Source organism: Tenacibaculum sp. Bg11-29, from assembly GCF_002836595.1.
Taxonomy (GTDB): Bacteria; Bacteroidota; Bacteroidia; order Flavobacteriales; family Flavobacteriaceae; genus Polaribacter.
Window position 1 is genome coordinate 1268433 of record NZ_PJBB01000003.1, and the last position, 16128, is coordinate 1284560.

General features: G+C 34.5%; 9 protein-coding genes. All 9 read left to right on the plus strand.

Annotated elements, in window-relative coordinates; all coding sequences use genetic code 11:
• The first annotated feature begins 45 nt into the window (after positions 1–45).
• The 9 genes from nqrE to CXF68_RS20795 all read left to right on the plus strand — a co-directional run bounded on the left by nqrE (position 46) and on the right by CXF68_RS20795 (position 15967).
• Positions 46–780: an NADH:ubiquinone reductase (Na(+)-transporting) subunit E gene (gene nqrE, locus CXF68_RS05770; protein WP_101043388.1), complete on the plus strand. Its 735-nt coding sequence runs from the start codon at positions 46–48 to the stop codon at positions 778–780.
• Entirely contained in the window at positions 780–2093 is a 1314-nt protein-coding gene (gene nqrF / locus CXF68_RS05775) for an NADH:ubiquinone reductase (Na(+)-transporting) subunit F (RefSeq protein ID WP_101043389.1), read from the plus strand. Before nqrE ends, nqrF begins: the two co-directional genes overlap by 1 nt.
• Before the next feature lie 497 nt (positions 2094–2590).
• Positions 2591–2914 (plus strand): hypothetical protein, encoded by a 324-nt coding sequence (locus tag CXF68_RS20495; RefSeq protein WP_157821863.1) that lies wholly within the window; start codon positions 2591–2593, stop codon positions 2912–2914.
• Positions 2907–3659, plus strand: a complete 753-nt coding sequence (locus CXF68_RS05785; protein WP_101043391.1) for a sensor histidine kinase — start codon at positions 2907–2909, stop codon at positions 3657–3659. The genes CXF68_RS20495 and CXF68_RS05785 overlap by 8 nt, the downstream gene beginning before the upstream one ends.
• Positions 3660–3662: 3 nt before the next feature.
• Positions 3663–4394: a LytTR family DNA-binding domain-containing protein gene (locus CXF68_RS05790; RefSeq protein ID WP_232771614.1), complete on the plus strand. Its 732-nt coding sequence runs from the start codon at positions 3663–3665 to the stop codon at positions 4392–4394.
• A gap of 258 nt (positions 4395–4652) precedes the next feature.
• Positions 4653–10214, plus strand: coding sequence for a T9SS type A sorting domain-containing protein (locus tag CXF68_RS05795; protein WP_101043393.1), 5562 nt, complete (start codon positions 4653–4655; stop codon positions 10212–10214).
• Positions 10215–10228: 14 nt separating this feature from the next.
• Positions 10229–10399 carry a hypothetical protein gene (locus CXF68_RS20790; RefSeq protein WP_198553757.1) on the plus strand — a complete coding sequence of 57 codons (171 nt, stop codon included), beginning with the start codon at positions 10229–10231 and terminating at the stop codon, positions 10397–10399.
• A gap of 265 nt (positions 10400–10664) precedes the next feature.
• Positions 10665–15782 carry an Ig-like domain-containing protein gene (locus tag CXF68_RS05800; protein ID WP_101043394.1) on the plus strand — a complete coding sequence of 1706 codons (5118 nt, stop codon included), beginning with the start codon at positions 10665–10667 and terminating at the stop codon, positions 15780–15782.
• 14 nt (positions 15783–15796) lie between these two features.
• Positions 15797–15967 carry a hypothetical protein gene (locus CXF68_RS20795; RefSeq protein WP_198553758.1) on the plus strand — a complete coding sequence of 57 codons (171 nt, stop codon included), beginning with the start codon at positions 15797–15799 and terminating at the stop codon, positions 15965–15967.
• Positions 15968–16128 lie beyond the last annotated feature (161 nt).

Below are 16128 nucleotides of genomic sequence, written 5' to 3' on the forward strand. Positions count from 1 at the left end.
ATGAAGAATTTAGAGGTGAAGTTGAAAGAGGGAAAAATATAAAATATGGAACATTTAGAATTATTTTTCAAGTCGATATTTATTGATAATATGGTATTTGCTACATTCTTAGGAATGTGTTCTTACCTAGCTGTATCTAAAAAAGTAGCAACAGCAGTAGGTTTAGGAGCAGCAGTTATTTTTGTACTAGCTGTAACAGTACCTATTAACTGGTTATTAGATCAATATTTATTGCAACCAGGGGCTTTATCTTGGTTAGGAGCTGAATATGCAGATTACGATTTAAGTTTCTTATCATTTATCATGTTCATTGCAACAATTGCAACGATGGTACAATTGGTAGAAATTATTGTTGAGAAATTTGCACCAGCATTGTATAATTCATTAGGTATTTTCTTACCATTAATAGCAGTAAACTGTGCTATTTTAGGAGGGTCTTTATTTATGCAATCTCGTGAAATTCCAACATTAGGTTTATCATTAACATATGGTATTGGTTCAGGAATCGGATGGTTTTTAGCAATTTTAGCAATTGCAGCTATTCGTGAAAAAATTAGATATTCATCTGTGCCACCAGCATTAAGAGGATTAGGAATCACTTTTATTATTACTGGATTAATGGCTATAGGATTTATGAGTTTTGGAGGAATGCTAACAGGAGGAGATGAAGAAGTGAAGAAAGAAGCAGCACCTAAAGCAGAAATCAAAATAGAGAAAAAAATCGAAGTAAAGCAGCAAGCTGAAAAATTAGCTGATAACACTAAAAAAATTATAGAATAATGGTATTTTTAGAAGTAAGTACAGGAGGTACAGTAGCTGTAACGGTTATATCTTTTTTAATAATCTTATTAATTTTGGTAGGGTTATTATTGTTTGTAAAACAAAAACTTGCACCATCTGGGCCTGTAAAAATTACAATAAACGGAGACAAAACAATTGAAGTTGCTTCAGGAGGTACATTGTTATCTACTTTAGGAGCAGAAAAAATATTTTTACCATCAGCTTGTGGTGGTGGTGGATCGTGCGTTCAGTGTGAGTGTCATGTAAACTCTGGTGGTGGAGAAGCTTTACCAACAGAAACACCTCACTTTACACGTAAAGAATTGGCAAGTGGTGTACGTTTATCTTGTCAGGTAAAAGTAAAACAAGACATGGATATTTCTATTCCAGAAGAAATTTTTGGAATTAAGAAATGGGATGCAGTTGTTGTAAGAAATTACAACGTAGCTACTTTTATTAAGGAATTCGTAGTTGAAATTCCAGAAGATATGGGGTATAAAGCAGGTGGTTATATTCAAATTGAAATACCAGCTTGTGAAGTAAACTATGCTGATATGGACATTACAGCGCATCCAGAAGAACATGATACACCAGATAAGTTTGAAGGAGAATGGGATAAGTTTAACTTAAGACCATTGGTAATGAAAAATACAGAAACTGTAGAAAGAGCATATTCTATGGCTTCTTACCCTGCTGAAGGAAGAGAAATTATGTTAAATGTACGTATTGCAACACCTCCTTTTGATAGAGTGAAAGGTGGATGGATGGATGTAAATCCAGGAGTTGCTTCTTCTTATATTTTTAACTTAAAGAAAGGTGATAAATGTGTAATCTCTGGACCTTATGGAGAATTCTTTATCAACGAATCTGAAGCAGAAATGTTATATGTTGGTGGTGGAGCAGGTATGGCACCAATGCGTTCACATTTATATCACTTATTCAGAACATTAAAAACTGGTAGAACAGTAACTTATTGGTATGGTGGTCGTTCTAAAGCAGAATTATTTTATGTAGATCATTTTAGAGCTTTAGAAAAAGATTTCCCTAACTTTAAGTTCTTTATTGCTTTATCAGACCCTACAGAAGCAGATAACTGGAAAGTTAAAACGGATGTTAATGATGAAGTAGGAAACGGTTTTACAGGATTTATTCACCAAGTAGTAATTAACGAATATTTATCGAAGCATGAAGCACCGGAAGACTTAGAATTATATTTCTGTGGTCCACCATTAATGAACAATGCTGTTCAAAAAATGGGAGAAGATTTTGGTCTTGCTGACGAGAATATCCGATTTGATGATTTTGGAGGATAGATAATTTGTATCACTCTAAAATGGCATAAATAAGACAATAAATAAATATAAAAACCGATACAGAAATGTATCGGTTTTTATTGTTTTTTTATATAAAAGAAGTAATTTAAAATTGCTTTTTTTTTAGGTTGAATAATTATAGTATATTTAAAAAACAAATACTAAATATGGACCCTTTTCTATTTGGATTTTCACTGAGTGTTTTTAGCTTATTATTATTACTAATAAATGCAGTTCTTTTTTTTAGCAAAAGAAATAAATTTAAAAGTAATTTATATAAATATGTAACGATTTATTTACTCGTTTTATTTGTGGTAGAGTTATTTTGTAATGGTATTGGTTTTCTTTATCCAGGTCAAAATTTTTACTTATCACATTTTTATTTCAACGCGCAATTTATATTATTAAACATTGTTTTTTATCGACTTTTTAATAACAATAAATTAAAAAAAATAGTAATATTTAATTATGTTGTGGTTACATTTATAATCATTGGAATGTATATCTATAACAATGAATTGTTTTGGCAATTTAATTTATTTGAAATTGCTTCAACTTCTGCATTATTAATTGTGTATTCATTAATACACATGTTTAATACTCTAGGGAAGAGTAAAAAACTATTCTACCTAACAATAGGTTTAATACTTTACGTTTTATGTAGTTCATTAATATTTTTATTCGGTAATTATGAATTAGTTTTTATTGAGGACCCTTATATTGATATTTGGATATTTAATACGCTCTTTTATATTATTTATCAAGCATTAATATTTACTGAATGGAGATATATAAATAAGCATGGAATAAGTGATGAATAGTAAACAAGATTTATTACTAATTGTTACCTATGCAATACTATTTTTATTCGTCTTTTTAATCTCAATAATTATTTTTATAGTAAAATCTAGAAATGATAGAATTAAAATAGAAGAGAAGAAAAAAGAGATAGAAATAATTGCAAAGCAAAAAACAGTTTTACTTAAGGAAATTCATCATAGAGTAAAAAACAACCTGCAACTTATTTCAGGACTATTGTATTTGCAATCAGTTAAGCATAAAAATAAGGAAGTAACTGAAATGATAAATGAATCTCAAAAGCACATAAACTCTATTGCGTTGGTTCATGAAATGCTGTATAAAGATGATACTTTGTCTTTAGTTTCAATGGAGAAATACTTTAATGAGTTAGGCTCTAGATTACTTCAAGTTTCAAGTATTGAAGCAATTGAATTTAAATTGAATGTAAATAATGTTTCATTACCAGTTGATTATGCTACAACTTTAGGACTTATAGTAAATGAATTGATTACAAACTCTTTAAAATATGCGTTTACAGCTAAAGAAGGTACTATTACTTTATCTTTATATGAAATAAGTAATAACGAATTCCTTTTTACCTATGCAGATAACGGAAAAGGGTATGAGGTTGATGACGAAAAAAGCGCAAATAAAACTTTAGGACGAAGGTTGATAAAAATGCTAGCTGAAGAAATTGAAGCCGATTTAATAATTAAAAATGAAAACGGCTTAGCTTATAACTTTAATTTTAAAACAAGGATATAATAAGTGATAGCGTCAAAAAATATTTATATAGTAGAAGATATAGCAATTTCGAGAATGTCATTGGAAACAATGTTGTTAGAAAATAAATACGAAATTGCAGGGTCAGCAGCATCTGCAGAAACTGCGTGGAAAGAGATTCAGAATTCAGCTGTTGATTTAGTTTTACTAGATATTAATTTGGCCGGAGAAAAAAACGGTGTTTGGTTAGCGCAACAAGTTCGAAAGTATTTAAACATCCCTATTATATACTTAACAGCATTTGGCGATCAGCAAACACTTAAAGAAGTATTAGAAACGAAACCAAATGGTTATTTAATGAAGCCATACCAAGAACCTACATTATTAACAACTATCGATATCGCACTACATAATTTTTTTGAAAACACACAACTAAATAATGTTTCAAATTCGAATGATCATCCAGATGATTTCATTTTTATAAAAGACGGATACAAGAAAATTAAAATAAATGTTAATGATATTTATTATGTGAAGTCTGATGGAAATTATATAGAAATTACGTTTAAAGAAAAAACACATGTTGTAAGAAATAAACTGTTAGTATTTAAACAAGAACTACCTAAACCATTGTTTCTTCAAAGTCATCAACGGTATATTATCAATACAACTAAAATAACAGTTTTAGGAAAAGACTTTGTAAAAATAAATAGTGTAGATATTCCTATATCTCAAAAGTATAAAAAGGAAATTGAAAAATTATTCCCTACTCTTTAGCCCTTACTTTCTGTAGTAAAAGATAGAATTACCATAAAAAGCCTCAAACATCACATTTTTTATAAAGTTTATAAAGTTTATAAATTTTATAAGTATCATTGCGCAAATTTTTATAATTCCATGTTATTACATAATGTAAAATTAACCCATACAATAACAACAGCTACCTATGTCGTTACTCCAGTTTTACTGGATTTTTTATGAACATTGATATCCCTTTTTATTAATTTTTTATCCCTAAATTAAATCAAACTCATTATGAATAAACCTTTACTTAATGCGCCTAAATTAGCCGCAGTTCTTATACTACTATTTATAACACATTTCTCCTATGGACAAATTACTTATGTTGGTTGTTCCAATACATTTCTAACCAAACAGTCTACGACTGTAGGGGCTGATGGACATACTAGAAATACCTATGTAAATGGAGACGTGAAAATAATATGGAATGTTGGTCAAGCAAGATGGGAAATTATTAAAGATTTCCCTTTTATACCGACTGCTTTTTATAACGATACCGCTTCTTACCCTAACCCTCCTGATCTCACATTGGGTAACTGGGTTAAAACTGGTAACATCTGTGGAGCATTACTTACCACTTTAACAGGTGATGTACAAAGTACCATAGTTTGGTCAGATATTACACCACCCTTATTTGAAAATAGTAAACCAGTGGCATCTTCAATACATCAAAAAAGTTTCACCTTAGAAACAGATATAGATGAAGCGGGAACCATTTATTATGTAGTACTAGCTGATGGAGCAACCGGTCCAACTTCAGCAGAAGTAAAAGTAGGAACTGGAACTGGAGGTTCTATTCAAGTAACTTCAGGTAATACAGTTGTAAATACAAGGGATAATAGTCATAATTTTAATGTTACAGGCTTAACCGCAGGTACAGCTTATGATGTATATACAGTAGCTCAAGATGATGAAAGCATACCAAATATACAGACAAGCCCAATAAAAATAAAGATTACAACCGCAGCTAATACCTTACCAACTTTTACTTCTACCCCAGTAATTGCTATTAATGAAGGCAGTACATATACCTACAATATTACCACTAATGATGTAGATGGAGACGCTGTAGCAGTTACTGCGACTACGAAGCCTAGTTGGTTAAGCTTTTCTGCTGCGACTACTACAGTAAGCTCTCTTGCTTTTAGTACAGGGATAAGTCAAAGGGAGCGAATTCGCCGTCAATCACTTAGGGGAGTTTCTGCAGACGCATCAGGTAATGTATATGTGGTAGTTGCTAAGCCTAGTCATAAAATATATAAAATAAGCCCATCTGGAGTGGTTACTACGTTGGCAGGGTCTACGGGAGGTTTTGCAAATGGCACAGGAACCGCAGCTCAATTTAGCTCTCCTTCTGGGCTTGCAGTAGATGCATCAGGAAATGTGTATGTGGCAGATATGGGTAATCATAGAATACGTAAAATAAGCCCATCTGGAGTGGTTACTACGTTGGCGGGATCTACGCAAGGTTTTGCGGAAGGTACAGGTACTGCAGCTCAATTTGACTCTCCTTATGGAGTTTCTGTAGATGTATTAGGTAATGTGTATGTTGCAGATTCTGGTAATCATAAAATACGTAAAATAAGCCCATCTGGTGTGGTTACTACGTTGGCTGGGAGCGCATCTGGTTTTGCAAATGGTAGAGGAACCGCAGCTCAATTTAGTTCTCCTTATGGAGTTTCTGTAGATGCATTAGGTAATGTTTATGTTGCAGATTCGGATAATCATAAAATACGTAAAATAAGTCCATCTGGTGTAGTTACTACGTTGGCAGGGAGTACATTCGGTTTTGCAAATGGTATAGGAGTCGCAGCTCAATTTAATTCTCCTTATGGAGTTTCTGTAGACACATCAGGAAATGTATATGTTGCAGATTCAAATAATAATAGAATACGTAAAATAACTCCTTCAGGATTGGTTAGTGCGTTGGCAGATATTACAAGTTCCATTAATGCAGTTTGTGTAGGTGCATCAGGTACTGTATATGTTGCCGATAATAATAGTGATAAAATTAGAAAAATAGCGGAAAGCGCTTTACTTAGAGGAGATTCAACTGGAAAAACGGGAGTACATAATGTAGTATTAAAAGCAGATGATGGTAGTGGAGGCATAACTAATCAGTCTTTTACAATTACAGTAAAAGAAATACCTACCGTAACTACAGCTGCAGCAACAACAATTACAGTAAATGGAGCTACAGTAAACGGAAACGTAACTGCAAATGGAGGAGCAACAATTACAGAAAGAGGTTTTGTGTATGCGTTAACATCAGATGATAGTTCACCAACATTAGCAGAAGTAAATAGCACAACTGTTATTAAAGAAGTTATTGCAGGAACAACAGGGGGTTTTACAAAAGCACTTACAGGTTTAATAGCAAATAGTAACTATAGTGTTATTGCTTTTGCAACCAACAGTGTTGGGGTAACAGAATCTTCAGTAATTTTTTTTACAACCATAAACACCCCACCAACATTTACATCAACAGCAATAACTGCTATTAATGAAGGCAGTACATATACTTACAATATTACTACCAATGATGTAGATGGTGATGCTGTAACAGTTACTGCGACTACAAAACCTGATTGGTTAAGTTTGTCTGCTGTGACTACTACAGTAAGCTCTCTTTCGTTTAGCACGGGATTGAATATTAGAGATTTAATTCGAAATGTACCACTTAGAGGAGTCTCTGTAGATGCATCTGGGAATGTGTATGTTGCAGTTGCTAGGCCTAGTCATAAAATATATAAAATAAATCCATCTGGTGTGGTTACTACGTTGGCGGGGTCTACGGAAGGTTTTGTAAATGGCACAGGAACCTCAGCTCAATTTAGTTCTCCTTCTGGGCTTGCAGTAGATGCTTCAGGTAATGTGTATGTTGCAGATTTTGGTAATCATAGAATACGTAAAATAAGCCCATCTGGTGTGGTTACTACGTTGGCGGGATCTACGCAAGGTTTTGCAGAAGGTACGGGTACTGTAGCTCAATTTGACTCTCCTTATGGAGTTTCTGTAGATGCATTAGGTAATGTGTATGTTGCAGATTCTGGTAATCATAAAATACGTAAAATAAGTCCATCTGGTGTGGTTACTACCTTGGCAGGGAGCACATCTGGTTTTGCAGAAGGTACAGGAATCGCAGCTCAATTTGACTCTCCTTATGGAGTTTCTGTAGATGCATTAGGTAATATTTATGTTGCGGATTCTGGTAATCATAAAATACGTAAAATAAGTCCATCTGGTGTGGTTAGTACTTTGGCGGGGAGCACATCTGGTTTTGCAAATGGTATAGGAGCCGCAGCTCAATTTGACTCTCCTAAAGCAGTTTCTGTAGATACATCAGGAAATGTATATATTGGAAATAGAAATATAATACGTAAAATAACTCCTTCAGGGTTGGTTAATACGTTGGCGGGGTCTACGAGAGGTTTTGAAGATGGCCTAGCAACCGTAGCTAAGTTTAAAGAAATTAAAGGAGTTTATGTGGATGTATCAGGTACTGTGTATGTTGCTGATAGTGACAATGATAAAATCAGAAAAATAACACAACGTGCTGTAATTACAGGAGATGCAACTGGTAAAACAGGGGTACATAATGTCGTGTTAAAAGCCGCTGATGGAAATGGAGGTATTACTAATCAATCTTTTACAATTACGGTAAAAGGAAAACCTACCGTAACTACAGCAGCAGCAACAACAATTACAGAAAATGGAGCTACAGTAAACGGAAACGTAACTGCAAATGGCGGAACAACAATTATAGAAAGAGGTTTTGTGTATGCGTTAACATCAGATGATAATTCACCAACATTAGCAGAAGTAAACGGTACAACTGTTTTTAAAGTTGTTGTTACTGGTACAACAGGAGTATTTACCAAAGCACTTACAGGTTTAATCGCAAATAGTAACTATAGTGTTATTGCTTTTGCAACCAACAGTGTTGGTGTAACGGAAGCAACGGTTTTAACTTTTACAACCATAAATACTCAACCATTTATTAGTAGCATTACTCGTCAAAGCCCAACTACAAGCCCAACAGATGCAGATGCATTAGCATGGGATATAACTTTTGATAGAGCAGTAGTAAATGTAGATGCAACAGATTTTACAGTAAGTGGAACAACAGCTACAATTGCTTCAGTAACAAACCCAAGTGGTAATGTATACAGAGTAACAGCTTCTGGTGGAGACTTAGCAGGGTTGAATGCAACAGTTACCTTAGGGTTTGCTGGCGGTCAAAACATTGCTGATGGCATTGGTAACTCATTAACTAATTTAACACCAACAGGAACAAATAATAATACTTTTATAGTAAATAATGCACCTCCTATGGCTACATGGACAGGGGCATTGAATACTGATTGGGCGCAATCATTAAACTGGAATCCAACTGTTATTCCTACTGCAAATGCAGATATTACTATTCCTAGTGGTTTAATGATGTACCCAACAGCTAATGCTTCGGTAACATTTAATTCATTAACCATTAATTCTGGAGCAAGTTTTATTCCTAATAGTACAACAACAGGTACTGTTACTTATAAAAGAAACTTACCTACAACAGGTGATTGGTATTTAGTTTCTACACCTATTGCTAATGAAACATTACAAAATGTAATAGCAAATAATACTTTTGCAACAGGTAGTACTCCAGGTAATATTGGTATTGGTCTTTATGAAAATAGTAATGCTTCTCAATGGGCATATGTAAACGCAGGTAGTACAGGTAACGTAACTCCAGGAATGGGAATATCGGCACAATTAGCTACTGCTGGTGATATATCTTCTACAGGTACCGCTTTAAACACTTCTAATGTAATATTTGGTGTATCAACAGGAACTACTACAAATTTTAACTTACTAGGTAACCCTTTTACTGCTTTTATAAATTCTGCAACATTTACAACTACTAATACAGCAGTTTTAACTGAAGAGACTGTTTGGTTATGGAACGGAACAGCGTATGTAACATACAATAACGCAAGCCCTATAGAAGTTGCTCCAGGACAAGCATTTTTTGTAGAAGCTTCAACTGGAGGCGCTGTAATTTTTACAACTGCCAACAGAAGTCATCAAAATGCGGATACATTTATGAGAGAAGCTCCAAAATCTACTTTTGAATTATCTGTAGAAGAAGGAACTAATAAGAGTGCTACTAAAGTCTTTTATGCTGATAGTAAAACTACTGGTTTTGATAATGGATACGATTCTAAAATGTTTGGAGGTACAGATTACAAATTCAAAGTATATACTGAATTGGTTTCTGATAGCAAAGGTAAAAAATTAGCGATTCAAACTTTACCGAATCAAAACCTTGAAAAAATTGTTATACCTGTAGGTTTAATTGCTGAAGCTGGCAAGAAAATTACCTTTTCTGTAAAAGCACAAAACCTACCAGATAACACTAATGTATTTTTAGAAGATAGAATTAATAATACTTTAGTAAATATTTCTGAAGAGAATCATTCAGTAACGTTAAAAAGTACTGCTAAAGGTACTGGTCAATTCTACATTCACACAAGTGCTAAAAACTTAGAAGATGTTGATATTGCACAAGATTTAGAAAGTGTAAGCATATACAAATCTGCTAATAATAGTTTAACTATTGCTGGTTTACAAGCTGATAAAGCATCCGTAAATGTATATTCTATTTTAGGTAAAAAAGTAATTAGTACTGAACTTAAATCAACAGGAGTTCATGTAATTCAATTACCAAAAACTGCTGCAGGAGTTTACATCGTGGAATTAAGTTCTAGTTTAGGAACAGTTAGCAAGAAAATTATTTTAGAGTAATACAACATATCATTATGAAAAAACAAATTCAAGATAAAAGTAAAGATATCTCTAGAAAAGAGGCATTAAAAAAAATAGGAGGTTATAGCAAATACGCTGCTTTAACCGCTATTGGAACCTATATGATTTTAAACCCACAAAAAGCGCAAGCTGGAAGTCCAGAAAATCCAGGTAATAATTTTTAGGAACTATATATTAAAAAAACAGTTCTGATGATATTATAGTAATTCTTATAAATAATAGATTAGATATCCATTCTAAAAATAATTCTTAGATTAAGAAGGATTAGAAATTATTTACAAAACCGGTACAGTAATGTATCGGTTTTTTACGATTAAAATAGAACAGATTACTATAGATTCCCATAGAAAGCCCCAAACATAACATTTTTTTTTCTTCACATTTTTTTCTTCTCATATTTGTTGATTATTATCCCTAAATCAAACTAATATGAAGAACATTACTTTTCTATTTACTTTTTTTCTGTTTTTTGTTTTTTCACATGAAACTTATTCTCAAGCTCCTGCTGATGAAAATTACTCTGGTAATGCATTCGATGGGGCACTTATTCCAACTACTACAAGTGGACGAACTGTAGATGGTATTACCTATACTACCAGTAAAGCAGGTGTTCAAGTAACAGCAAATAGTGTAATCGCAAATAGTGGTGGTAGTGAACTGGGGACTCTTTTTTTTCCGATAGGTAATGCACGTTTTATGAGCTTGGATTATACGCTTCTCGCAGTTTTGACCGAAGTAGGTTTTAAGAGCTCTACCGGCAATTCTTTTAAATTAGTTTCACTGGATGCCAGCGTTTTTACTGGATCAGCTGGTGTTCGTACTGAAAATTTTATTATAAAGGGCTATGATGCTGGAGATACAGAAGTAGCTACAGACAATGTAGATTTCACTACAAGCGATGCCGCTGGCTCTATTACCTATACTAAAGATGCTTCTGGAGCAGAGTCTGGTACGCTTACTTTCAATGGAGATTGGGAGAATATTGTACGGGTCGCTTTTATTGGAACAGACGCAGGTGTAGGTACTACCAATGGGGTGTCTATTGCTTTCGATAATTTTGATTTTGCTACTGCTGTTGTTGTTGCCCCATGTGTTGAATCCAATACTAATGTTTCAAATACAAATACTGCCACGGGTGATCTTGGCCAATCATTTGTTGCCGATTGTTCAGGAACACTAGGTTCTATTGAATTGCAATGGCTCGCAGCGGATGCCAGCTTCAGTGTTGATGTATACAATGGTGCAGGAACAGGAGGAGTTCAGGTTGGTTCAACGGTGTCAGGACTCGCTTCAGTGGGTAGCGGACTTGGTAGTTTTGAAACATTTGATTTGTCCAGTGGGGGGATTATCCTTATCTCTGGTCAAACGTATACTTTTGATGTAAAAGGTGCGGCAAATATCTATTATGATCAAAGTGGAGGAGCTAGTGTAAGTGATGGGTTTTTGTACTTTAATGGTGGCGCACAGAGCGCTTTAGATATGATTTATAAAGTTAATATTTCGGCTGCCGATGTGACCGCTCCGGTCTTCGAAAATAGTACACCTTCTGCGACAAGTATCGCAGGAACGAGTTTTACTTTAAATACAGATATTAACGAAGGAGGTACAATATATTATGTTATCGTTGCCAACGGAGCTTCTGCACCTACCTCAGCAGAGGTAAAAGCAGGAACTGCATCGGGAGGAGGAGCCGCTATCAAGAGTGCCAATGCTACGGTGAATTCTGGTGGTTTTACCAATACCTTCAGTGTTACTGGTCTTACTTCTCAGGTTGCCTATGATGTGTATGTGGTAGCCGAAGATGATGCAGGTAGCCCTAATTTGCAAACCAGCCCAATCAAAGTAGATGTAACGACTACCGATATTACTGCTCCGGTATTTGAAAACAGTACTCCATCTGCGGCAAGTATTGTAGGAACGAGTTTTATTTTAAATACAGATGTTAATGAAGGAGGTACAATATATTATGTTATCGTTGCCAACGGAGCTTCTGCACCTACCTCAGTAGAGGTAAAAGCGGGAATTGCATCAGGTGGAGGAGCCGCACTCAAGAGCGCCAATGCTACGGTGAATTCTGGTGGTTTTACGAATGCTTTTAGTGTTACCGGGCTTACTTCCGAAACGGCTTATGATGTGTATGTAGTAGCCGAAGATGATGCAGGTATCCCTAACTTACAAACCAGCCCAATCAAAGTAGATGTAACGACTACCGATATTACTGCTCCGGTATTTGAAAACAGTACTCCATCTGCGGCAAGTATTGTAGGAACGAGTTTTATTTTAAATACAGATGTTAATGAAGGAGGTACAATATATTATGTTATCGTTGCCAACGGAGCTTCTGCACCTACCTCAGTAGAGGTAAAAGCGGGAATTGCATCAGGTGGAGGAGCCGCACTCAAGAGCGCCAATGCTACGGTGAATTCTGGTGGTTTTACGAATGCTTTTAGTGTTACCGGGCTTACTTCTCAGGTTGCCTATGACGTGTATGTGGTAGCCGAAGATGATGCAGGTATCCCTAACTTACAAAACAGTCCCACAAAAATTGATGTAACTACTGAAGCACCTTTAAGCGTAGTCGTTACCAAAAATGATGTTTCCTCAAGTGGAGCTTTAGATGGAAGCATAACGGTTAATGCAACTGGAGGTTTGTTTCCTTATTCTTATGCTTGGAGTAATGGAGCTACGACTTCAACAATTACAGGGTTAGTTGCTGGGGCTTATACTTATTGGGTAACAGATGATATTGGGACAGTAGTGACCAGTGTTATCCAAATTGTAGTAGCAGATACCACTGCTCCAGTTTTCGAAAATAGTACGCCATCTGCGGCAAGTATAGCTGGAACAAGTTTTACATTAAATACAGATATTAATGAAGGAGGAACAATATATTATGTTATCGTTTCCAATGGCGCTTCTGCACCTACCTCAGCAGAGGTAAAAGCAGGAACTGCATCAGACGGAGGTGCTGCCCTAAAAAGTGCTAATGCTACGGTAAGTTCTGGTGGTTTTACCAACGCTTTTAGTGTTACCGGTCTTACTTATGCAACTGCTTATGATGTGTATGTAGTAGCCGAAGATGATGCAGGTAGCCCTAACTTACAAACTAGCCCAACTAAGATAGATGTAAATTCAGCTGCTCTGTTATCTGCTACCAAAATAGATGCTTTAATGATAGATAATGACTTTAATGGCGAATTAAATGCAGGAGAAACTATACGATATACTGTGGTTATTTCTAATCCAGATGTCGATGCAACACTGGTTATGTATAACGTAACACCTGACGCAAATTCAACATTGGTTGTAGGTTCTGTAACCACAAACCAAGGAACTATTTTTCTAGGAAATACTTTAGGGAACACGGGAGTTTCTATTAGTTTAGGAACAATAGCGGCAGGTGGTTCGGTTACGATTACTTACGATGTATTAATTAATAACCCTTTTAGTGGAGGTAGCCAAATTTCTGCTCAAGGAACTATTACAGGGAGTAACTTTTCTGATGTGTTGACTGATGATCCTGGAATTGCTGGAATTGCTGACGCCACGGTATCAATAGTTTCAGATAATACTGTCCCTACTCTAAGTTCTTCAAACCCTTCAGATGGATCTACAGGAGCAGTTCTTAGTCAAAATATTGTATTGACCTTTAATGAAAACATTAGCAAAGGAACAGGAAACATACTTATAAAAAAGACCTCAGATAATAGCACGATTGAAATGATAGATGTTACTACAGCTGCTGTTACCGTAAGTACGACTACTGCGACTATCAATCCTTTTTCTGATTTTGATTTAAATACTGGATATTATATCCAAATAGATAATACCGCTTTTAAAGATGCTGCTAATAACAATTATGCAGGTATTGCTGATGCGACTTCTTTAAATTTCACATCGGAGTCAAATCAAACAAATTCATATACGTTAGCTAGCGGAAGTTGGTCAGTGCCAAGTAACTGGTCATTAGGAAGATTGCCTATTAGTACAGATAATGTGAATGTAGCGACTAATACTATTAACTTAGATATAAGTAATGTTACTGTGAACGATTTAAGTGTAAGTATAGGTGGAGCTTTTAATCTTCTTGGTAATTCATCTATTACAATTAATGGTAACTTGAACCAAAATGGAACAGTTAATATATTATCAAATGCTTCTACTAACGGTTCTTTAATTGTTAAAGGAAATCATACAGGGATTAGCAATGTAGATTACCACAGATATTTATCGACAAGCTGGCATTTAATTTCCGCTCCAATTTCAGGTAGAAATATTAGTACTTTCTCTGGAAATGTTAATACTAGTGGAAATAAATATGCAATTGCTCCTTATGAAAATAACGTTGTAAGTGCTTCTCGTTGGAACTACTACACAGGAGCAACAGGTGCAGGTACAGGAGCAAACCCATTAACGACTGCCGGAACATTTACTACAGGTAAAGGATATTCAATGCAAAAAAATACTGGAGGTACTTTAAATTTCTCAGGAACTTTAAATACTACTGATAAAACTTTTCCAATTACTGATGGTGGGGATAACCCAGCAGGAAATAGATGGAATTTAGTAGGTAACCCATATACAGCATCTTTAAATGCTAGTAATGCTGCCGATGCAACGAATAACTTTTTGAAAGTAAATATTGATGCAGGAAATCTTGATCCTTCAAGAGCTGGTTTATATTTATGGAATGGAACAGCTTATGTAGAAAAATCTGTAGATGATGCAGCTTTCTATATTGCTCCAGGACAAGGATTCTTTGTGCACGCTCCTGATGCAGGTGGAACTTCTGTTAGTTTTACTGAAGCAATGGAAACTCATCAAATTGGAAATGTTTTCTTAAGAGGTAGTGGAGTAAACTACCCAGAAATAGTTTTAAATATAACTGAAGATAAAAATTCATCTTCAACAAAAATTAGATACATAAACAGCAAAACCAAAGGTTTAGATCCTGGTTCTGATGTTGGAACTTTTACAGGTACAAACTCTAATTTTAAAGTATTCTCTCATTTAGTTGGTAACAGTAAAGGTATTGATTTTGCAATCCAAGCATTACCTAATCAAGACTATGAAACCACAGTAGTTCCTGTTGGTTTAAAAGCGAAAGCTGGAAAAACGGTAGTTTTCTCTGCAGAGACTTCAAATTTACCAAACGGTATTGAAATGTATTTAGAAGATAGAGATAATAATGTATTTACGAACTTATCTAAAGAAGATTATACGATTACTTTAAAAACGGATACAAATAGTATCGGTCAATTCTACATTCATACAAGTGCTAAAAATCCAGAAGATATTAATGTTATACAAGATTTAGAAAATGTAAGCATATACAAATCTGCTAATAATAGTTTAACTATTGCTGGTTTACAAGCTGATAAAGCATCCGTAAATGTATATTCTATTTTAGGTAAAAAAGTAATTAGTACAGAACTTAAATCAATAGGAGTTCATGTAGTTCAATTACCAAAAACTGCTGCAGGAGTTTACATCGTAGAATTAAGTTCTAGTTTAGGAAAAGTTAGCAAGAAAATTATTTTAGAGTAATACAACATATCATTATGAAAAAACAAATTGAAAATAAAAGTAAAGATATTTCTAGAAAAGAGGCATTGAAAAAAATAGGAGGTTATAGTAAATACGCTGCTTTAACGGCTATTGGAACCTATATGATTTTAAATCCGCAAAAAGCGCAAGCTGGAAGCCCAGAAAACCCTGGTAATAATTTTTAGGAATTATAAGCTTAAAAATAGGTATGATAATATTAATGTAATTCTTAACTTATCGTTATGTAAGAGTGAATTATAGATTAGATATTAATCCTAGAAAAAAAACTATTCTTAGGTAAGAAGAACTATGAATAATTTACAAAACCGGTACAGTAGTGTATCGG